An 18,420-nucleotide genomic window follows, 5' to 3' on the forward strand; every position below is an offset into this window, starting at 1 on the left:
TCGCCTGCCACTGGCGGCCCTTTTTCGTCGCGGCGATTCGCCCGGCAGCAACGTATTTTACTGAAGGTGTTCCCATGAAGCGGACTTTCCAGCCCTCGAACCTCGTGCGCGCCCGTCGCCACGGTTTCTTCGCGCGCAAGGCCACCCCGGGCGGCCGCAAGGTTCTTCGTGCACGTCGCGCTCGCGGCCGCAAGAACCTTTGTGCGTGATTGACTGACCGGTCGCGCCTCGCGCGTGACCTTACAGTCTGAGCGAAGCTGCGGGCTCCCTTCGGGGGGCCCGTTCGCGTATGTAACGCCGATGCATCCGAGCCTGTCCGTCATCCGCAAACGCAGCGATTTTCTCGCCGCCAATCGCGGTACGCGCAACGCGAAGCCGGGCTTCGTGCTGCTCACCCGCCCGAACGAGGGGCAGGGCAAGCGTTACGGCATCACCGTGACCAAGAAGATCGGCAACGCCGTGGTCCGCAACCGGATGAAGCGGCGCTTTCGTGAACTGCTCTGGGCCGCGCTGCCGGACGGGGGCCTGCCCGATCACGACCATATCCTGATCGGTCGCGAGGGCGGAGTGGAGCGCGACTTTGCAAAGCTCGCAGAGGAACTCGAAGCAGCGCTGGCCCGCGCAAGCCGCGGCGAAGGCGACCGCGCCCGCCGCCTGCGCCACTCCCGATCGCGGCGCGCGTGAAGTACCCGCTGATCTGGATCGCCCGCCTGTGGCAGCTCGGCCCGAGCCGCATCCTGCCGCCCACCTGCCGCTTCACGCCGTCGTGCAGCCAATACGCCATCGAGGCCTTGCAGAAGCATGGCGCAATCAAGGGTGGATGGCTGACGCTCAAGCGGCTATTGCGCTGCCAACCCTGGGGGGGCTGCGGCCATGACCCGGTTCCTTGAGGGGCCGGTGTCTTGACGTGGCAACACACCCTTCCCATCTGACGAAGACAACTACCACCGGGATCGACCTTGGAAAATTCACGCAATTTCGTGCTCGTGCTCACCCTCTCACTGGCCGTGCTGATCGGCTGGCAGTGGGCGATGGACCATTTCTATCCGCAGCCGGACAACGTTCCGGTCACCGCGGAAACGGTCGATACGCCGGCTGAAGCAGCGGCGGCCGCCAGCGGCGAAATCGGCGAGAGCGCGGCCACCAGCGTCGACCTCGAAAGCTCGCTCGGCGCGGCCGAGCGCATTCGCATCGATTCGCCCAAGGTCGCCGGCTCCATCGCAGTTGGCGGCGCGATGATCGACGACATCGTGCTCAAGGATTACGCCGCCAGCCCCGATGGCGACAGCGAGCCGGTGCGCATCTTCGCCCCGCGCGGCACCGATGTGCAGCAATACGCGCAGTTCGGTTTCCTCGTGAACGGCGCCAAGATCTCCGACGATGTGCTGTGGGAATCCGACGGCGACACGCTTTCGGTCGGCAACCCGGTCACCCTGCGCCACGATGCGGGCAACGGCGTGCTGCTCGAACAGACCTATTCGATCGACGAGAACTACATGATCACCGTCGAGCAGGCGGTGTCGAACAGGGGCGAGAACGGCATCGTCGCGCAGCCCTTCGGCCTCGTCGGGCGCACCAGCACCACGATGAGCGACGACTTCTTCATCGCCCATTCGGGTCCCATCGGCTCCTTCGGCCAGGCCGTCGAATACGGCTATGATTATTCGGACGTCGAGGAAGAGCGCAAGGTCAGCCCCTCGGGCACGACCGACTGGCTCGGCTTCACCGATATCTACTGGCTCGCCGCGCTTGTGCCGCAGGCCGGTACCGATCCTGATGCGACCTTCCGTTCCCTCGGCGGCGACCTCTACCGCGCCGACATGATCTATGACCCCGTCCGGGTCGAGGCGGGCCGCAAGGTCACCACCACTTCGCGCCTCTTCGCCGGCGCCAAGGACAGCGAAATCCTCGACGCCTATCAGGACGCCGGAATTCCGCAGTTCGGCCTAGCCATCGACTGGGGCTGGTTCCGCTGGTTCGAAAAACCGTTCCTGTGGCTGCTGAAGAACATCTTCGCCCTCGTCGGCAATTTCGGCGTCGCGATCATCATCCTGACGATCATCGTGCGTGGCCTGATGTTCCCCATCGCGCAGAAGCAGTTCGCTTCCATGGCCGCGATGAAGGCGATCCAGCCGAAGATGAAGAAGCTGCAGGAGCGCCACAAAGACGACAAGGTGAAGCAGCAGCAGGAAATGCAGAAGCTGTTCAAGGAAGAACAGGTCAACCCGCTGGCCGGCTGCCTGCCGCTGATCCTGCAGATCCCGATCTTCTTCGCGCTCTACAAGGTGCTCTACCTCGCGATCGAGATGCGCCACCAGAACTTCCTCTGGATCGAGGATCTTTCCGCGCCCGATCCGGCGACGATCCTCAACCTGTTCGGCCTGCTGCCGTTCACCCCGCCGAGCTTCCTTGCCATCGGCATCCTCGCCGTGCTGCTGGGTGTGACCATGTGGCTGACCTTCAAGCTGAACCCCAGCGCGATGGACCCGGTCCAGCAGCAGGTCTTCAGCATCATGCCCTGGGTGCTGATGTTCATCATGGCGCCGTTCGCCGCCGGGCTGTTGCTTTACTGGGTGACCTCCAACGTGCTCACTTTGGCGCAGCAGAAGTATCTCTATTCCAAGCACCCGCAATTGAAGGCGGCGGCCGAGAAGGAAAAGGCCGAAAAAGCCGCCGAAGCGGCAGAGGCGAAGCCGTGACCGACGAAGAAGCCGCCGAACTCGCCCAGCTGGAACGGCGCGCCAACAAGCTGTTCTCCGGCCGGGTGGAGTTCCTCCTCTCGGCCCCGCAGCTGAAATTCCTGCCCGAGCCGACCGTGCCCGAAATCGCCTTTGCGGGCCGTTCGAACGTCGGCAAGAGCTCGCTGCTCAACGCGCTCACCGGGCGCAGGAAGATCGCGCGCGCCTCGGTGACGCCGGGCCGCACGCAGGAACTCAACTTCTTCGAAGTGGGCGAACCGACCCAGTTCCGCCTCGTCGACATGCCCGGTTACGGCTTTGCCAAGGCGCCGGTGAAGGTCGTCGAGAAGTGGAAGAACCTCGTGAAGACCTATCTTCGCGGACGGCAGGTGCTGGTTCGCAACCTCGTGCTGGTCGACAGCCGCCACGGGCTGAAGGATGTCGACCGCGAGATGATGAAGATGCTCGACGAAGCCGCGGTGGGCTATCGGGTGGTCCTCACCAAGGCCGACAAGATCAAGGCAAGCGAGCTGGCCAAGACCGTCGCCGCGGTCGAGGCCGAGGCGAAGAAACACGTCGCCGCCTATCCGCAGATCCACGTAACCTCGAGCGAGAAGGGCATGGGTATCGGGGAGCTGAGGGCCGCGCTGCTACGGGATGCCGGAGTCTAGCCACATTTGCTAGCCGACCGGCGGGCGTCATCCGCCATTTGGAGGCGGCAGCCGGTTATAGGTCGACCTTCTTGTCAGGCTCCTCAGCCATATCTTCGCGGAGTTCTTCCGCCCCATGTTCGGCCCGACGCGTTTTCCATTTGGGAGCGTCCCGGTTCTTCTTCCAGCCGTAAACGATCACGGCGAGAAGTAGCAGTGGTCCGGCTATGACAATGAGGGTCCACAGGCTTCCCATATTTCTTGCTCCTTCGATTTGCGCTTACCGAAACAGCGCACGGGCCACGTAATCGGTTCCGTTTCCGCAGGCAGCGAGGGGCGATGGCGAAGACTTGGAATGTCCGGCTAGGTAGCGAACAGCATCGCGTCGTCGGCGAAGGCCTTCATCTCCAGCGCGTTGCCGCTGGGGTCGCGGAAGAACATGGTGGCCTGTTCGCCGGGCTTACCCTTGAAACGCACGGTGGGCGGGATGATGAAGTCGACATCGGCGGCTTCCAAGCGGGTCTTGAGCGCGTCCCATTCGGCCATCGTCAGCACCACGCCGAAATGGGGAACGGGCACGTCTTCGCTGTCGACCTTCGTCCGCGCGCGGTCGGCGACGAGGCCGGGAGCCTGGTGGGCGACGATCTGGTGGCCGTGGAAATCGAAGTCGATCCAGTCGTCGCTGCTGCGCCCTTCCGCGCAGCCGAGCAGCTCGCCGTAGAAGGCGCGGGCGGCATCGAGATCGTGGACGGCAAAGGCGAGGTGGAAGGGGCGCAGGGTCATGGGCACACCCTAGGCGCGCGAATTGCATTTTCCTACTCCCCTGACCCCGTGCAAGCCCTTGCGAATGCACAAGGACATAACTCCCGAACAGGCGCGCGCCGTGGTGGCAGATTACATCGCAGGACTGTGTTCCAGGCGTTCCACCGTTCAGGCTCGACAGCGCAAGGATGAACGCCTAGGGCGCGGACAACACGGGAAAGGTGGAGCCCGCATGAAGATCATCATCGGCAACAAGAACTACTCGAGCTGGTCGCTGCGCGGCTGGCTCGCGGCCAAGCAATCGGGGCTGTCGTTCGAGGAAATCGTCGTGCCCCTGTTCGGCGAGAACTGGGAGGCCGATCGCAAGGGCGGCGAGATCCAGCCATCGCATGGCAAGGTCCCGCTGCTGTGGGACGACAAAACGGTGGTGTGGGACAGCCTCGCGATCCTGGAATACCTTGCCGACAAGGTCGGGCGCGAACGCTTCTGGCCCAAGGACGATACCGCGCGCGGCATGGCCCGCTCTATGGTCGCCGAAATGCACTCCTCCTTCCAGGCGCTGCGCAGCGAATGCCCGATGAACGTGCGCAAACGCTTCGACGGTTTCGAGCCGAGCGAGGCGTGCCGCGCCGACATCCTGCGCATCCTCACCATCTGGGCGGAAGCGCGAAGCCGGTTCGGCAATGGCGGGCCCTTCCTCTTCGGCACCTTCGGCGCGGCGGACGTGTTCTTCGCCCCCGTCGTCAGCCGCTTCATCAGCTACCAGATCCCCGTCCCGGGCTTTGCCGCGGCCTATATGCAGGCCGTGTGGGAGCACGAATGGATGCAGGCGTGGATCACCGCATCGGAAAACGAAGAATGGGTCATCGAACAATACGAAACCGTCTCCTGACGCTGCTTGCGGCAGCCCTCGCGCTGCTGCCCGCACAAGCGCAGGCATGGGGCTTCTTCGCCCACCGCACGACGGCCGAAATCGCGCTGGAGAATGTAAAGCCGGAAACCCGCACCGGGATCGCGCGCCTGCTGAAGGCCGCGCCCGAACTGGGTGTGCCCGATTGCGATCTTGCGAGCCTCGAAGATGCAAGCGTGTGGCCCGATTGCCTGCGCAAGGACTACTGGCGCTGGGGCTACACCTTCGCATGGCATTACCGCACCACGCCAGTGTGCGAGGCGTACGAGCCGAGGCGGAATTGCTCGGGCCAGAACTGCATCCTCGCCCAGATCGAGCGCAACCAGCGCATCCTCGCAGACGAGAACCTGCCCGCGAACGTCCGGCTGGAGGCGCTGGCCTTCCTCGTCCACTTCATCGGCGATGTGCACATGCCGCTCCATTCGGGCGATCACGAGGATCGCGGCGGCAACGACATCGACACCGCTTATGGCATCGCGCCGGGGCTGAACCTGCATTGGATCTGGGACGGCCCGCTGGCCGAACGCGCGATCACGTCGGCCGAGGTGCCGCTGGTGCGCCGCTACAGTGCCGAAGAACGCGCCGATCTGGGCGGCGGCGCGCCCGCCGACTGGGGGCGCGAGAGCTGGGAAACGAGCCGCGATTTCGTTTACCCCAACGCCTTCGACCGCGCGCCTTGCGAAGGTGACGACCTGCCCGACGAGACCGCGCTGACGCAGGAGGATATCGAGCGGGCCATCCCCATCTCGCAGCGCCGCGTGACGCAGGCGGGCATCCGCATGGCCGAATATCTCGATGCAGCCTTTGCGCCGGGGCCCCTACCGGAACCGGAGCGCGACTAGGGCACGCGCTTGGTCGGGTAGGGCGTGCCGTCCTTGCGGAAGTATCCCTCGGGCGTGAAGACCATGTCGATATCGGGGTATTCGCCCCGGTCGGTGTCCCGGTCGCCGCCGCTGATGGCGAGGAAGACGCAAGGAATGTCGCCGCGATTATGCAGGCGATGGCCGTTCTTCTCGCCCGCCGGCCAGGCGAGGATGTCGCCGGGCCCGACAGGGATTTCGCCCTCGTTCTCGATCAGTATCGCCTCGCCCTGCAGGATCACCACCAGCTCGTCCTGCCCCTCGTGCCAGTGCCGCTGCGAGGAAAAGGCGCCGGGCTGGAGCACGACATGGCTTGCCCCCAGCTTGGTCAGCCCACCGACCGGCGCGAGGCGGCGATAGTGACGTCCTTCGACGTCCGCATCATAGGGCGGCGGATAGCCCGTCGCATTGGTCTGGGGGATGGCGTCGAGATCGAGCTTGGGCATTGGCGCGCACTCCTGCTAGCGGAACGAACATGACCGAAGTTCTCGAACTCGCCAAGCGGCTGATGGCCGCCGAAAGCGTCACTCCCGCCACGGGCTCCGTCTTCGACCGGATGGAGGCGATGCTCGCGCCGCTCGGTTTCGAAGTGCATCGCTTCACCCGCGGTGAGGGCGCGCCGGGCACGCCCGAGGCTCCGGTCGAAAACCTCTTCGCAATCCGACGCGGACCCGAAGGTTCGAAGCACTTCGCCTTTGCCGGCCATCTCGACGTTGTCCCTCCCGGCGGCGGCTGGGCGAGCGACGCCTTCGAGCCCGAAGTCCGCGGCGACCTGCTCTACGGCCGCGGCGCGGTCGACATGAAGGGCTCGATTGCCTGCATGGTCGAAGCGGTGAAGCACGTGCCGCAGGACGCTGGCACGATCAGCTTCATCATCACCGGCGACGAGGAAGGCCCCGCGCTCCACGGTACGCGCGCGCTGATCGACTATATGCGCGAGACGGGCCACCAGCCCGACCTGTGCCTCGTCGGCGAACCCACCAGCGTCAATCGCCTCGGCGACATGATGAAGATCGGGCGGCGCGGTTCGGTGAACATCTGGCTGGAAGTCGAAGGCACGCAAGGCCACGTCGCCTATCCGCATCTTGCCGAAAACCCGATCCCCAAGCTGGTCGCCATGCTGGCCGAGCTCGACGCGCTGGTGCTCGACGAAGGCAACGACTGGTTTCAGGCTTCCAACCTCGAGATAACTGATCTCGAGGTCGGCAACCCGGCGCACAACGTCATTCCGGAAGCGGCGAAGGCGCGCATCTCGATCCGCTTCAACGACGAGCATTCGGGCGCCTCGCTGTCCGAAAAAGTCATAACGATTGCCGAGAAGCACGGCGGCAAGGCCATGCCGATCATCTCGGGCGAGCCCTTCCTCACCCCTCCGGGCACCTTCAGCGACATCATCGCGCGCGCGGTGAAGGAGGAAACGGGCGTCAATCCCGAGCCTTCCACCACCGGCGGCACTTCGGACGCGCGTTTCCTTCGCGCCGTGTGCCCGGTGATCGAATTCGGCCTCGTCAACGCCACCATGCACAAGCGCGACGAGGCTGTAGCCATCGAGGACCTTTCCACGCTAAGCCGCATCTATACGGCGATCGCGAAAGACGCGCTGGCATAAAAGAACACGTCTGAGGGGACAGCAATGCTGAGGGTCTGGTTCGAAATTCCGCTGTGGCAGCGCGTGCTGACCGCGCTCCTGCTGGGCGTGCTGACCGGCTACGCCTGGGGGCCGGAAGCGGAAAGCATCAAGTGGATCGGCGACTTCTTCATCAAGTCGATCAAGATGCTGGTTGTCCCGCTGATCTTCTTCAGCCTCGTCTCCGGCGTCGCCGCCATCGGCGATCTGCGCAAGCTGGGCGCTGTGGGCGGACGGGCCATGCTGCTCTTCGTCATCACTGGCCAGATTGCAGTGTGGCTGGGCCTAGCGCTCGGCACTTTCATCCAGCCCGGCTCCGGCGTCGACACCAGCGCCATCCAGCGCGGCGAAACGCCTGTCCCCAACGAGACCACGGCGGTCGACATGATCCTTTCCATCGTGCCGGAAAGCCCGGTGCAGGTGATGGCCGATGTGGCGGTGCTGCCGCTGATCGTCTTCTCGCTGCTGGTGGGCGTGGGCATATTGATGGCCAAGGAAGAGGGCGCGCCGGTCCAGAAGGTCTTCGATAGCGGCGCCGTCGTGATGCAGAAGGTCACCATGGTGGTGATGGAACTCACTCCCTTTGGCGTCTTCGCGCTGATGGCCTGGGTCGCGGGCACGCTGGGTCTCGACGCGCTGGTCAGCCTCGCCAAGCTGGTCGGCCTCAATTACCTCGGCTGCCTGCTTATCATCGTCCTCATCTACGGCAGCATGATCAAGTTCCTTGCCAAGCTGCCCGTGCGCGACTTCTTCCGCGGCATCATCGATGCGATGGCGGTGAGCTATTCGACCGCCTCGTCCAACGCGACGCTGCCCGTCACCCTGCGCTGCGCCGAGCGGAACCTCGGCGTGTCGAACTCGGTCGCGAGCTTCGTGATCAGCCTCGGCGCGACGATCAACATGAACGGTACGGCAATGTATCTCGGCCTTGCGACGCTGTTCGGCGCGCAGATATTCGGCGTCGATTTGTCGATGGGCGACTATTTCCTGATCTCGATCCTCGCGACGCTCGGCGCGGTCGGCGCGGCGGGCATCCCGGGCGCGGGCCTGATCATGATGGCGCTGGTCTTCGGCGCGGTCGGCGTGCCGCTGGAAACGATTGCCTTCGTGGCGGGCGTGGACCGCATCATGGACATGATGCGCACCACCACCAACGTCAGCGGCGACGCGGCCGTAGCGACCACGGTGGCGGTGATGACGGGCGAGATCGACCGGCGCGAGATGGTCTCGGCGGACGATGTCTGAGGCAGGGGATCGTCCGGGCGATGGGATCGTTCGCTGGTTCGGCCGCCATCAGCGGGTTCTCGGTGTGGCGGGACTGGTCTGGCTCGCACTAAGTTCGGCTGTCTATGCGCGCTTCATCAGTCTTCCCGACATACCGTTCCTTACCGACGAAATCGCGCTTTATGCGTCGGCAGCCTACAACGCGATATGGTGGGGATTTCTGAAACCGGCGCTGTTGCGGCGCAGTTCGCAACTGCGCGGCGATGGGGTCGAAACGTAGCTCCTTGAGCGAAATCGCTCAGCGCCCCTTCGGCTTCTCCAGCACCTTCTTCCGATAGCTGCACAAGTCCACAACCGGACAGCGCCAGCACTCGGGCGTACGCGCCTTGCAGACGTAGCGGCCGTGCAGGATCAGCCAGTGATGCGCGCCTAGCCGGAAGGGTTGGGGGACGCGCTTCTCGAGTTTTGCCTCGACCTGTTCGGGGGTCTTGCCTTTCGCCAGCCCCGTCCGGTTTCCGACGCGCAGGATATGCGTATCGACCGCGAAGGTCTCCTGTCCGAACCAGCAATTAAGCACGACATTGGCCGTCTTGCGGCCCACGCCGGGCAGGCGCACCAGGTCCTCGCGCGTATCCGGAACCTCGCCCCCATACTCGTCGACCAGCAGCTGGCTCAGCGCGATCACGTTCTTGGCCTTGGAATTGAACAGGCCGATGGTCTTGATGTGCTCCTTCAGCCCCTCTTCGCCCAGTTCAATCATTTGTGCAGGCGTTGTGACCTCGCGAAACAGCTTGGCCGTGGCCTTGTTGACGCCCACGTCGGTCGCCTGCGCGGAGAGCGCCACGGCGACCACCAGCTGGTAGCAATTGCCATATTTCAGCTCGGTCTCGGGCGAGGGATTGTCCTCGGCGAGCCGCCGGAAGAACTCGAAAATCTGGTCCTTGGTCATGGGCGGAGCGTCATCCGTTCTAGATCTCGGCTAGCGCGCGCGCCACGGCCTCGCGGCGGCGCTGCATGGCGTCGGAGAAGGCGGCAGCGAAGATGCCGGTCGGCAGCGCGACCAGCAGCACCCCGCCCAGCGCGACGAAGCTGCCCACTAGCTTGCCCGCCGCAGTGATCGGGTAGGCGTCGCCATAGCCCACGGTGGTGAGCGTGATGACCGCCCACCACAAGGCGCGCGGGATGCTGCCGAAATGATCCGGCTGCAAATGGCCTTCAAGCCAGTAGAGCCCGCTCGCGCCGACCAGCAGCAGGCTGAGCGCCAGCGCGGCGCAGACCAGCAGATCGTAGCTGCGCTCCTTCAGCGCGGTCAGGATCTCGCGCATGGCGGCGGAGAAATGCCCGAGCTTTGCGAGCGAGAACACGCGCATCAGGCGCAACAAGCGCAGCGCCGCCGCATTGGCAATGAAAAAAGGCGCGAGGCTGACGAGCACAACCGCAAGGTCGATCAGCCCGATAGGCGAGCGGATGAATCGCCAGCGCTTCCCCCAGGGCGAGCCGAGGCCTTCCTCCTCCGGCGCGGAATAGATGCGGGCGAGATATTCGACTAGGAAGAAGGCGCCGAAGAGGATCTCGGCGATCAGGATCTCGCTGCGCCATTCGTTCAGGATCGCCGGCTCGGTGGAAACGACGCCCACCAGCACGGCGGCGAGGATCATGCAGATCAGCAGCTTATTGAGCCCCGTCAGCCGCCCGTCGGGCCACGAACCGATGGTGATCTGCTGGTGGAGATAGTTGCGCAGGGTCATGGCTTCAGATGCCCAGCACCTCTTCCATCGAATAGCGGCCCGGCTCTGCCTCGCGCAGCCACTCGGCCGCCCGGATCGCGCCGCGCGCGAAGATCGTCCGGTTCTCCGCGCTGTGCGAGAGGGTGATGCGTTCTTCCTCGCCCGCGAAGATCACGCTGTGATCGCCCGCCACCGAGCCACCGCGCAGCGCGGCAAAGCCAATCGCGCCCGAAGTGCGCGGCCCGGTCTGCCCGTCGCGCCCGCTCTCGCTCACATCGTCGAGCGACACCTTGCGCGCTTTCGCCGCCGCCTCGCCCAGCAGCAACGCCGTGCCCGAAGGCGCGTCGACCTTGCGGCGGTGGTGCATCTCGACGATCTCGATGTCCCAGTCCTCGTCCAGCCGCGCCGCCGCCTCGCGCACCAGATGGGCAAGCAGCGTCACGCCGAGCGAGGTGTTGCCGGTCTGCAACACGGCGATCTCGCGTGCCGCTGTCTCGATCATTTCATGGTGATTCGAATCGAGCCCGGTGGTCCCGATCACGATGGGCACGCCCGCCCGCACGGCGGCATCGAGGTTCGCCTGCAGCGCGGCCGGAGCGGAAAAATCGACCAGAGCGTCGCTGACCTTGGCCAGTTCGCCCACATCGTCACCCTTGTCGGCACCGCCGGCACAGTCGTGGCCCGAAGCCTCGATCACGCGCCGCAGGGCTTCGCCCATGGCGCCCTTGCTGCCGATCACACCGATATTGGCCATTGTCTTCCCCTCGTTTCCCGTGGTTCATGGCGGCTATGAGCGACATCCGCAATATCGTCGTCCTCACGGGCGCAGGGATTTCCGCCGAGAGCGGCATCGACACCTTTCGCGACTCGGGCGGCCTGTGGGAACAGCACCGGGTGGAGGACGTCGCCACGCCCGAAGGCTTCAGCCGCGATCCCGACCTCGTCCACCGCTTCTACGACGCGCGGCGCGAGGCGGTGCAGCAGGTCGAGCCGAATCCCGCGCACGAGGCGCTGGCGCTGCTCGACAAGAGGTGGGACGGCAACCTCCTGATCGTCACCCAGAATGTCGACGATCTGCACGAACGCGCCGGGGCGAGCCGCGTGCTCCATATGCACGGCGAACTGCTGAGCGCGCTCTGCGCCCGCTGCGATGCGCGCCACCGCTGGAGCGAGCCGCTGTTCGGTCGCCCCGAATGCCCCGGCTGCGGCGAGGCGGCGCTGCGCCCCGATGTCGTCTGGTTCGGCGAAATGCCCTACGAGATGGAGCGCATTTACGACGCCCTGCGCCGCGCGGACATGTTCGTGAGCATAGGTACCTCGGGCGCGGTCTATCCTGCTGCCGGCTTCGTGCGCGACGCCCGCGAATTCGGTGCACGCACGCTCGAACTCAACCTCGAACGCGGCGAAGGCTCCTACTGGTTTCACGAAAGCCGTCAGGGCCGGGCGAGCAAGCTCGTGCCGGAATGGGTGGGTGAGGTTCTAGCTTCCGAAAGGTCGTCCCCACCTTCGCGGGCGTGACAATGGGAAGTAGTTAGGCGCCTCCACACCCCTTGCACTCCGGGTCCTTAGCAATGGTGAACTGCCGCATGCCCGGCTTCATCCCGTCGAGCAGGTTCACGCGGCTCCATTGCGGGTCGCCGTATGCACTCACGCCGTCGAGCAGGACGCGTAACGCGTGCAGGGCAGCGAAGGTGGCGACCCAGCCGGCCATGGCGCCGAGCATGCCGTCTTCGGCGCAGGTGTCGCAGTCTTCGGCATCGAAAGCGTCGCCCACGAAGCAGCGGTAGCAGGCCTGGTCGGGCAGGTGGCCCGCAAAGGCACCGACCTGGCCTTGAAAGCGACCGACGGCGGCCGAAAGGAGCGGAACGCCCGCGCGCACGCAGGCATCGGAAACGGCGAGGCGGGTGGCGAAATTGTCGGTCCCGTCGAGCACGAGGTCCGCGCCTGTCACCAGTGTGTCGGCACGGGCGGCGTCGATGCGGCGGTCGCTGATCTCGACGTCGAGTTCGGGGTCGAACAGCTTGACCCAGCGCTTGGCGGAAATGGCCTTGCCGTGGCCGATGTCGCGTTCGTTGTAGAGCGTCTGGCGTTGGAGGTTTGAGGCGTCGACCTTGTCGTCGTCGACCAGCGTCAGTCTTCCTATCCCGGCGGCGGCGAGATACTGCAGCGCCGGGCTGCCGATGCCGCCGAGGCCGACCAGCACGAGGTGCTTGCCCGCTAGTGCGACTTGTCCCGCCCCGCCGACTTCGGGAAGGACGATGTGGCGCGCGAAGCGATCGAGGCGATCGGGCGACAGACTCACGCGGGCGGCTCCTCGGCGCGTTCTTTCCGGAAGCCGTGCATCCCGTTCCACCATTGCAAAGCGATCACGCCGCCCTTGGAAGGCTGGAGCAGGCCGATCAGCATGATCACCGCCAGCGGAATGACGATGGCGAGCAGCGCCATGGCCGAAAGCGCAAAGCCGGTCACCAGTGCGATGATAACCGGCGCGAGCAGATGGCCGGTCACGAAGATGCCGATATAGGCCGGCAAGTCGTCGGCACGTTGGCCGGAGATGTCGAGTTGGCAATGATCGCAGGCGTCGACGGGTTTCAACCACTTGCGAAATAGGCTGCCCTCGCCGCAGCGCGGGCAGCGGCCGGACACGCCGCGCAGCAGGCACGCTATCAGCGTGGCAGGCAGGGCGTAGCGGGCGTTGCCATCGTCGGTCGGGTCGGTGGACAGGCTCATGGAAAGCCTGTTGGCATCATGTGTGTTGGCTGTCGACAGGCCTCTGCGATGGACCTGTCGACGAGCAGTCCCCCCTTTTGGAAGCGAACCGAAGGGCTGGGATGATGCGGGCGATCAGCTTTCGAGCTGGCGCAGCAGGCTGCGCACGTCTCCGTCCATGTCGGCATCGCGCTGGCGCAGGTCTTCGATCAGGCGCACGGCGTGGATGACGGTGGAGTGATCGCGGCCGCCGAACTTGCGGCCGATTTCGGGATAGCTGCGCGGGGTGAGCACCTTGGAGAGGTACATCGCGACCTGGCGCGGGCGGACGACGGCGCGCGCGCGGCGCTTGCTCGACATCTCGCTGCGGTCGATGCGGTAGAACTGGCACACGGTGCGCTGGATTTCGTCGATCGTGATCCGGCGGCGGTTGGCCGAAAGGATATCGGTCAGCTGCTCTTCGGCGAGCTGGAGCGAGACTTCCTGGCCGGTCAGCTGCGCATAGGCGATCAACTTGTTGAGGCCGCCGACCAGTTCGCGCACGTTGCGCGTGATCGTGCGGGCGAGGAAGTCGAGCACATCCTCGGGCACGGCCAGCGGTGCGAACTTCGTGAGCTTGGAGTGCAGGATCTTCTTCCTGAGCTCGATATCGGCCGGCTGGATGTCGGCGACAAGACCCATGGAGAGGCGCGAGAGAAGGCGTGGTTCGACCCCGTCCAATGCCTGCGGGGCACGGTCGGCGGCGAAGACCAGGCGCTTGCCTTCGGCCAGCAGCGCGTCGATCGTGTAAAGCAGTTCTTCCTGCGCCGAAGCCTTGCCGATGATGAACTGGATATCGTCGACCAGCAGCAGGTCGAAGCTGCGCAGGCGCGCCTTGAATTCGATCATCCGGTTGGCCTTCAGGGCCTGGACGAATTCCACCATGAACCGCTCGGCGCTGCAGTAGAAGATGCGGCTGCGGTTGTGCGTCTGCAGGAAGGTGTGGCCGATGGCGTGCAGCAGATGCGTCTTGCCCTGGCCGGTGGCGGCCTTGAGATAGAGCGGGCTGAACTGCGGCTTCTCGGTCGCGGCCATGCGCTGCGCAGCGTTGAAGGCGAGGATGTTCGCTTCGCCCGTGACGAAAGCAGCAAAGGTGAGGCTGGCGTCGAGGCCCACGCTCGAGGTGAAGCCGGTATCGCCGAGCGTGTCGGCGCCGATGGCCATCATCGAGGTGTCGGCGTCGTTCGCCGGGCGGCGGCCATCGCTGTGCAGGCGAAGGTCGGCAACCTGGCGGCGGCCCGGGTGGACCGAGATGGCGACCTTGCGCACTTCGCTGCGGGCGATCTTCCACGCCAGGCTCAGCCGGTCGGCAAACCGGTCCTTGACCCAGTTGGCGCTGAATTCGGTCGGCAGGAAAAGATCGAGCGTGCCGGTTTCGGCATCGATCTTGCCCAACTGGATCGGCTTGATCCACTGGCTGTGAAGCTGGTGGCCCAGATCCTTGCGCAGCCCCTGGCTGATGTCGGCCCAATCGGCCGCCAGGTTTACCGCATCCAGATCTTCCATTTCGTCAGTTGCCTTCCGCTTGCCCAAAGGCCCGCTTGTCGATTTTGCCATTACAAACATTCCCCCCGAGCGGACCCGTCCAAGGCCGCCAGTTACGCGTATTTTTCAAAGGCCGGTGAGGGTGAATAGGCACGGCTCTGCCGTACCCGGAATCGCGTGATTCACGGGTGGTCCCTCCCCATAGGCCATCGATGTGAATACTCGGGCTGTCCCCCCCGAGCAGGACTATTGTGTAGGTCGCTCACGAGATGAGTCGCAAGGGGGATAACTGTAAAAAGTCGAAATATAGTTGTTGACTCACCCCTGTCCCGCAGGGCTGCGTTGATGTGTTTGAAAAGCCTACGATTTCGCTTGAAATCAAACGCGAATCGCGGGGATTCCTTCAGTTCTTTTGAGAGGCAACCGGCGTTGCATTTTGGCATGCAACCCATCGCGTCCCAAGATAGCACGAAGGGGCCGTCGCATGACGCGACGACCCCTTCGAAAAATGCTTATCCGGCCGAAGCCAGGAAGCGAATCAGAGCGCGGCGACGCGCTTCGTGAGGCGGCTCAGCTTACGCGATGCGGTGTTCTTGTGCATCACGCCGCGAGCGACGCCGCGAGCCAGTTCGGGCTGGGCGTTCTTCAGAGCGGTCTGGGCGGCGTCCTTGTCGCCGGCTTCACAGGCCGTTTCGACCTTCTTCACGAAGCCACGGATGCGGCTCATGCGCGCACCGTTGATCTCGGCGCGGCGGGTGTTGCGACGAATGCGCTTCTTGGCTTGCGGCGTATTGGCCATGTTTGTCCTCGGTCGGGCCGCAGGAAGAGCGGCGAAAAATCTTCTGGTCGTGTCGAAAAAGGCGGTAGGACCGCCGGAAAGCGGCGCACTTAGCGGCGAGGCTGCGAATCGTCAAGCAAATCGTCGCCTGCAGCCCGATCCCCCGAAAGGAACCGCGCGCGCTGCCTGCTGTTGCCCCTATATGGGTAAGCCTCAGGAAAAGGACAAGCCGTGACCGACAAGCTCGAGATGACGGACGCCGAATGGCGCAAAAAGCTCAGTCCCGAACAGTATCACGTGTTGCGCGAAAAGGGCACGGAGCGCGCCTTCACCGGCAAATACGAGAAGAACAAGGCGACCGGCGAGTACCACTGCGCCGCGTGCGGGCAGCGGCTGTTCGACAGCAGCGAAAAATACGACAGCGGATCGGGCTGGCCGAGCTTTACGGCGCCGGCCGAGGACGACGCGGTCGAGGCGCATCGCGATGTGAGCCATGGCATGGTGAGGACCGAGGTGGTCTGTTCCAAGTGCGAGGGGCATCTGGGTCATGTCTTCCCGGACGGACCCGGCGAATCGGGCCTGCGCTATTGCATCAACTCCGCCGCGCTCGATTTCGAGCCCGAGGATTGAGAGCGCCTTGCGAAAGGCGCACGCCAATCCGTGTTCACGCGAGGTTCCATCTCGCCATGGCAGATTGTGGCGGATATAGGGCGGCGTTCGGGCCGCAGGGCCCAGAATGACGAGGGAAGCCGGAACGAATGAATAAGAGAGGCAGCCGCCGCAAGGGCAGCAAGCGTGCCGAACGGGCTCGCCGCGCCGAGGCGGAAGGCCAGCGCGACTACAGTCGCGTGAGGCGCATCTTCAAACGGCTGTTCCTGTGGGGTGGCGGGCTGGCGCTGCTCGGCCTCGTGTTCCTCGCCATTTCGGTGGGCTTTGCCGCCCGCTCTCTTCCCAGCTTCTACCAGCTCAAGGCGACACAGAACGCGCAAACCATCGTCGTGCGCGCGCGCGACGGATCAGAGCTGGTCGAGATCGGTCCGAGCTATGGCCGCTGGCTGAGCAGCGAGGAAATTCCGCAAGTCATGAAGGATGCGATGATCTCGGTCGAGGATCGCCGCTTCTATGCGCATCCGGGTGTCGATCCCTACGGCCTCACGCGCGCCGTCTATGTCTGGGCGACAGGCGAGAACCGGCTCGGCGCAACCTCGACGATCAGCCAGCAGCTCGCCCGCAACGTGTTCCTGAACTCCAACCGCTCGATTGATCGCAAGCTGCGCGAGGCAATCCTCGCCATGGCGATGGAATGGAAATTCTCCAAGGAACAGATCCTCGAGCTCTATCTCAACAAGGTCTATTTCGGCGGCGGTGCCTATGGCATCGATTCGGCGAGCCGGAAGTTCTTCAGCCACCCCGCGACCGAGCTTTCGACAGCTGAGGCCGCCATCATCGCGGGACTGGTCAAGGCGCCGAGCCGCTATTCGCCCACCGCCGATGTCGATGCCGCCGTCGGCCGCGCCAGCGTGGTGCTGCGGCTGATGCGCGAACAGGGGCGGATCAGCCCGAGCGAGGCGCAGGTCGACGTCTCGGCGGTCAAGCTCAAGCAGGAGCAGGGTACGAATTCGGTGCGCTATTTCACCGATTGGGCGTTGCCCCAGCTCGACCTGCTGCTGCCGGAAACCTATGAGCCGATCGAGGTGTGGACCACGCTTGATCCGGGTATGCAGAAGGCTGCCTCGGCCGCGATCCAGAGCAACGCGCCCGATGGCGCGCAGGGCGCTCTTGTCAGTCTCGACCGCGACGGGGCAATCCTCGCGCTGGTCGGCGGTACGGACTATGTCGAAACCAATTACAACCGCGCCACCAACGCCTTGCGCCAGCCCGGGTCGAGCTGGAAGCTCTTTGTCTATCTCGCCGCGCTGGAAGCCGGTTACACGCCGAACGATCGCGTGGTGGATACGCCGGTTTCAATTGGCGGCTGGAGCCCCCGCAACTCGAACGGTCGCAACATTGGCGAGACGAACCTTCGCACGGCGTTTGCCTATTCGATCAATACCGTGGCGGCCCAACTCGGCAACGAGGTGGGCTTCAGCCAGGTCGCTTCCATGGCCCGGCGCTTCGGCGTTACGACGCCGATCAACACCTACCCCGCCATGGTCCTTGGATCGAACGAGGTACGCCTGCTCGATATGACGCGCGCCTTCGCAGCGGTTTCGGCGGGCGGTGCTTCGGTCGAACCCTATGGAATCGTCAAGGTGACCACCGCCGATGGCGAGCTGCTTTACCAGCACCAGCGCACACGCAGCACGCAGCTCGTGCCCGAACATGTCGCGCGCGGCATTACCGACCTTCTTCAGGCGGCCGTGCAGACCGGTACGGGCCGGGCTGCGCAGATCGGCCGCCCGGTGGCCGGCAAGACGGGCACGACCAGCTCGAACAAAGACGGCTATTTCGTCGGCTTCTCTTCGGGCGTGACCACCGGTGTATGGATGGGCCGCGACGACAACAAGCGCGTCGGCGGGCTTCAGGGCGGACGGGCACCCGCGAAGGCCTTTGCCGCCTTCATGCGCTATGCGGTCAAGGATCGTCCGGTCGAGGAATTCGACACCGAGTTGCAGCTTCCCGAGTGGCAGCTTGATGAGGAGGACGACTTCTTCTTCGGCGATCCGGACGAGTATTATTATATCGACGAGCAGGGCAATCTGATCGAACCGGGCCGCGGCGCTCCGGGTCCCGATGGCGCGCTGCCTTATCCGGACGGCGAAGGCCAGCGCGGCAGTGAAGACGGGGCCCGCCCTCGCGATCCGATGCAGCGCGTCCCGCCGCCTCGACAGCCGCCTTCCACCGGGCGCGGGGCCGACGGGGCACCGCAAGCGGTCGACGACGATTTCCTCGACGGGGTCATCGGCCGCGACCGGCCGCGTCCCTCGCCGACGCCGACCCGGTCGCCCGACCGGCCCTGAACTTGGGGCGA

Annotated in this window: 23 protein-coding genes; 13 read left to right on the top strand and 10 right to left on the bottom strand. The window is 64.8% G+C overall.

Going from position 1 to position 18,420, the window contains the following annotated elements; translation table 11 throughout:
- Positions 1-74 precede the first annotated feature (74 nt).
- From rpmH to yihA, 5 genes are all read left to right on the top strand, one after another.
- The gene (rpmH, locus tag ED21_RS10735; RefSeq protein ID WP_006833929.1) at positions 75-209 is read left to right on the top strand and encodes a 50S ribosomal protein L34; all 135 of its coding nucleotides are present in this window, start codon (positions 75-77) and stop codon (positions 207-209) included.
- Between the two features lie 91 nt (positions 210-300).
- Positions 301-684 (top strand): ribonuclease P protein component, encoded by a 384-nt coding sequence (gene rnpA, locus ED21_RS10740; RefSeq protein WP_006833930.1) that lies wholly within the window; start codon positions 301-303, stop codon positions 682-684.
- The gene (yidD, locus tag ED21_RS10745; protein ID WP_006833931.1) at positions 681-890 is read left to right on the top strand and encodes a membrane protein insertion efficiency factor YidD; all 210 of its coding nucleotides are present in this window, start codon (positions 681-683) and stop codon (positions 888-890) included. The genes rnpA and yidD overlap by 4 nt, the downstream gene beginning before the upstream one ends.
- Before the next feature lie 69 nt (positions 891-959).
- Positions 960-2,699, top strand: coding sequence for a membrane protein insertase YidC (gene yidC, locus ED21_RS10750; RefSeq protein WP_006833932.1), 1,740 nt, complete (start codon positions 960-962; stop codon positions 2,697-2,699).
- Complete coding sequence (gene yihA, locus ED21_RS10755) at positions 2,696-3,349, top strand: ribosome biogenesis GTP-binding protein YihA/YsxC (RefSeq protein ID WP_006833933.1); 654 nt, start codon at positions 2,696-2,698, stop codon at positions 3,347-3,349. Before yidC ends, yihA begins: the two co-directional genes overlap by 4 nt.
- 55 nt (positions 3,350-3,404) lie before the next feature.
- Here yihA and ED21_RS10760 read toward each other — a convergent pair whose 3' ends face one another.
- Together ED21_RS10760 and ED21_RS10765 are read right to left on the bottom strand one after the other, a co-directional pair.
- Positions 3,405-3,584 (bottom strand): hypothetical protein, encoded by a 180-nt coding sequence (locus ED21_RS10760; protein ID WP_006833934.1) that lies wholly within the window; start codon positions 3,582-3,584, stop codon positions 3,405-3,407.
- A 107-nt stretch (positions 3,585-3,691) separates the two neighbouring features.
- Positions 3,692-4,111, bottom strand: a complete 420-nt coding sequence (locus ED21_RS10765; RefSeq protein WP_006833935.1) for a VOC family protein — start codon at positions 4,109-4,111, stop codon at positions 3,692-3,694.
- A 211-nt stretch (positions 4,112-4,322) separates the two neighbouring features.
- Between ED21_RS10765 and ED21_RS10770 the strand changes: the two genes are divergently transcribed.
- Both ED21_RS10770 and ED21_RS10775 read left to right on the top strand, forming a co-directional pair.
- On the top strand, positions 4,323-4,982 hold the full coding sequence (locus ED21_RS10770; RefSeq protein ID WP_034922414.1) for a glutathione S-transferase family protein: 660 nt from the start codon (positions 4,323-4,325) through the stop codon (positions 4,980-4,982).
- Positions 4,949-5,842, top strand: a complete 894-nt coding sequence (locus ED21_RS10775) for a S1/P1 nuclease (RefSeq protein ID WP_006833937.1) — start codon at positions 4,949-4,951, stop codon at positions 5,840-5,842. The genes ED21_RS10770 and ED21_RS10775 overlap by 34 nt, the downstream gene beginning before the upstream one ends.
- Here the strand turns inward: ED21_RS10775 and ED21_RS10780 are convergent.
- Positions 5,839-6,306, bottom strand: coding sequence for a cupin domain-containing protein (locus tag ED21_RS10780; protein ID WP_006833938.1), 468 nt, complete (start codon positions 6,304-6,306; stop codon positions 5,839-5,841). The two genes, ED21_RS10775 and ED21_RS10780, sit on opposite strands and share 4 nt — an antisense overlap.
- Before the next feature lie 29 nt (positions 6,307-6,335).
- On the opposite strand from ED21_RS10780, the gene dapE reads away from it, so the two are divergent.
- From dapE to ED21_RS10795, 3 genes are read left to right on the top strand one after another with little or no spacing between them, the layout of a single operon-like run.
- Positions 6,336-7,469, top strand: coding sequence for a succinyl-diaminopimelate desuccinylase (gene dapE, locus ED21_RS10785; protein WP_006833939.1), 1,134 nt, complete (start codon positions 6,336-6,338; stop codon positions 7,467-7,469).
- A 24-nt stretch (positions 7,470-7,493) separates the two neighbouring features.
- Positions 7,494-8,732, top strand: a complete 1,239-nt coding sequence (locus tag ED21_RS10790) for a dicarboxylate/amino acid:cation symporter (protein ID WP_006833940.1) — start codon at positions 7,494-7,496, stop codon at positions 8,730-8,732.
- Positions 8,725-8,991, top strand: a complete 267-nt coding sequence (locus ED21_RS10795; protein WP_006833941.1) for a hypothetical protein — start codon at positions 8,725-8,727, stop codon at positions 8,989-8,991. The genes ED21_RS10790 and ED21_RS10795 overlap by 8 nt, the downstream gene beginning before the upstream one ends.
- A gap of 18 nt (positions 8,992-9,009) precedes the next feature.
- Here ED21_RS10795 and nth read toward each other — a convergent pair whose 3' ends face one another.
- Genes nth through dapB form a run of 3 tightly spaced genes read right to left on the bottom strand, consistent with a single transcriptional unit; the run spans position 9,010 to position 11,192 of the window.
- Positions 9,010-9,660: an endonuclease III gene (gene nth, locus ED21_RS10800; protein WP_006833942.1), complete on the bottom strand. Its 651-nt coding sequence runs from the start codon at positions 9,658-9,660 to the stop codon at positions 9,010-9,012.
- Between the two features lie 19 nt (positions 9,661-9,679).
- Positions 9,680-10,459 (bottom strand): ion transporter, encoded by a 780-nt coding sequence (locus tag ED21_RS10805; protein ID WP_006833943.1) that lies wholly within the window; start codon positions 10,457-10,459, stop codon positions 9,680-9,682.
- Between the two features lie 4 nt (positions 10,460-10,463).
- Entirely contained in the window at positions 10,464-11,192 is a 729-nt protein-coding gene (dapB, locus tag ED21_RS10810; protein ID WP_006833944.1) for a 4-hydroxy-tetrahydrodipicolinate reductase, read from the bottom strand.
- A 35-nt stretch (positions 11,193-11,227) separates the two neighbouring features.
- Here dapB and ED21_RS10815 point away from each other — a divergent pair, with 35 nt between their 5' ends.
- Complete coding sequence (locus ED21_RS10815) at positions 11,228-11,956, top strand: NAD-dependent deacylase (RefSeq protein ID WP_006833945.1); 729 nt, start codon at positions 11,228-11,230, stop codon at positions 11,954-11,956.
- 13 nt (positions 11,957-11,969) lie between these two features.
- On the opposite strand, the gene ED21_RS10820 is transcribed toward ED21_RS10815, so the two are convergent.
- The 4 genes from ED21_RS10820 to rpsT all read right to left on the bottom strand — a co-directional run bounded on the left by ED21_RS10820 (position 11,970) and on the right by rpsT (position 15,470).
- A complete protein-coding gene (locus ED21_RS10820; RefSeq protein ID WP_006833946.1) occupies positions 11,970-12,740 on the bottom strand; it encodes a HesA/MoeB/ThiF family protein in 771 nt (256 codons plus the stop codon).
- On the bottom strand, positions 12,737-13,168 hold the full coding sequence (locus ED21_RS10825) for a DUF983 domain-containing protein (RefSeq protein ID WP_006833947.1): 432 nt from the start codon (positions 13,166-13,168) through the stop codon (positions 12,737-12,739). Before ED21_RS10825 ends, ED21_RS10820 begins: the two co-directional genes overlap by 4 nt.
- A 114-nt stretch (positions 13,169-13,282) precedes the next feature.
- Positions 13,283-14,743: a chromosomal replication initiator protein DnaA gene (gene dnaA, locus ED21_RS10830; protein ID WP_034922338.1), complete on the bottom strand. Its 1,461-nt coding sequence runs from the start codon at positions 14,741-14,743 to the stop codon at positions 13,283-13,285.
- Positions 14,744-15,209: 466 nt separating this feature from the next.
- A complete protein-coding gene (gene rpsT / locus ED21_RS10835; protein WP_006833949.1) occupies positions 15,210-15,470 on the bottom strand; it encodes a 30S ribosomal protein S20 in 261 nt (86 codons plus the stop codon).
- Positions 15,471-15,698: 228 nt separating this feature from the next.
- Between rpsT and msrB the strand changes: the two genes are divergently transcribed.
- Together msrB and ED21_RS10845 are read left to right on the top strand one after the other, a co-directional pair.
- Positions 15,699-16,079: a peptide-methionine (R)-S-oxide reductase MsrB gene (gene msrB, locus ED21_RS10840; protein WP_083800445.1), complete on the top strand. Its 381-nt coding sequence runs from the start codon at positions 15,699-15,701 to the stop codon at positions 16,077-16,079.
- 128 nt (positions 16,080-16,207) lie between these two features.
- Positions 16,208-18,409, top strand: a complete 2,202-nt coding sequence (locus ED21_RS10845; RefSeq protein WP_006833951.1) for a transglycosylase domain-containing protein — start codon at positions 16,208-16,210, stop codon at positions 18,407-18,409.
- The last annotated feature ends 11 nt before the right edge of the window (positions 18,410-18,420 follow it).

Source organism: Erythrobacter sp. SD-21, assembly GCF_000181515.1.
Taxonomy (GTDB): domain Bacteria; phylum Pseudomonadota; class Alphaproteobacteria; order Sphingomonadales; family Sphingomonadaceae; genus Qipengyuania.

What these genes read in the sequence shown, in the direction of transcription:
- rpmH (WP_006833929.1), top strand. Translation starts at nt 75, where the DNA reads ATGAAGCGGACTTTCCAGCCCTCGAACCTCGTGCGCGCCCGTCGCCAC.
- rnpA (WP_006833930.1), top strand. Translation starts at nt 301, where the DNA reads ATGCATCCGAGCCTGTCCGTCATCCGCAAACGCAGCGATTTTCTCGCC.
- ED21_RS10760 (WP_006833934.1), bottom strand. Translation starts at nt 3,584, where the DNA reads ATGGGAAGCCTGTGGACCCTCATTGTCATAGCCGGACCACTGCTACTT.
- ED21_RS10765 (WP_006833935.1), bottom strand. Translation starts at nt 4,111, where the DNA reads ATGACCCTGCGCCCCTTCCACCTCGCCTTTGCCGTCCACGATCTCGAT.
- ED21_RS10770 (WP_034922414.1), top strand. Translation starts at nt 4,323, where the DNA reads ATGAAGATCATCATCGGCAACAAGAACTACTCGAGCTGGTCGCTGCGC.
- ED21_RS10775 (WP_006833937.1), top strand. Translation starts at nt 4,949, where the DNA reads ATGGGTCATCGAACAATACGAAACCGTCTCCTGACGCTGCTTGCGGCA.
- ED21_RS10780 (WP_006833938.1), bottom strand. Translation starts at nt 6,306, where the DNA reads ATGCCCAAGCTCGATCTCGACGCCATCCCCCAGACCAATGCGACGGGC.
- dapE (WP_006833939.1), top strand. Translation starts at nt 6,336, where the DNA reads ATGACCGAAGTTCTCGAACTCGCCAAGCGGCTGATGGCCGCCGAAAGC.
- ED21_RS10790 (WP_006833940.1), top strand. Translation starts at nt 7,494, where the DNA reads ATGCTGAGGGTCTGGTTCGAAATTCCGCTGTGGCAGCGCGTGCTGACC.
- ED21_RS10795 (WP_006833941.1), top strand. Translation starts at nt 8,725, where the DNA reads ATGTCTGAGGCAGGGGATCGTCCGGGCGATGGGATCGTTCGCTGGTTC.
- nth (WP_006833942.1), bottom strand. Translation starts at nt 9,660, where the DNA reads ATGACCAAGGACCAGATTTTCGAGTTCTTCCGGCGGCTCGCCGAGGAC.
- ED21_RS10805 (WP_006833943.1), bottom strand. Translation starts at nt 10,459, where the DNA reads ATGACCCTGCGCAACTATCTCCACCAGCAGATCACCATCGGTTCGTGG.
- dapB (WP_006833944.1), bottom strand. Translation starts at nt 11,192, where the DNA reads ATGGCCAATATCGGTGTGATCGGCAGCAAGGGCGCCATGGGCGAAGCC.
- ED21_RS10815 (WP_006833945.1), top strand. Translation starts at nt 11,228, where the DNA reads ATGAGCGACATCCGCAATATCGTCGTCCTCACGGGCGCAGGGATTTCC.
- ED21_RS10825 (WP_006833947.1), bottom strand. Translation starts at nt 13,168, where the DNA reads ATGAGCCTGTCCACCGACCCGACCGACGATGGCAACGCCCGCTACGCC.
- dnaA (WP_034922338.1), bottom strand. Translation starts at nt 14,743, where the DNA reads ATGGCAAAATCGACAAGCGGGCCTTTGGGCAAGCGGAAGGCAACTGAC.
- rpsT (WP_006833949.1), bottom strand. Translation starts at nt 15,470, where the DNA reads ATGGCCAATACGCCGCAAGCCAAGAAGCGCATTCGTCGCAACACCCGC.
- msrB (WP_083800445.1), top strand. Translation starts at nt 15,699, where the DNA reads ATGACGGACGCCGAATGGCGCAAAAAGCTCAGTCCCGAACAGTATCAC.
- ED21_RS10845 (WP_006833951.1), top strand. Translation starts at nt 16,208, where the DNA reads ATGAATAAGAGAGGCAGCCGCCGCAAGGGCAGCAAGCGTGCCGAACGG.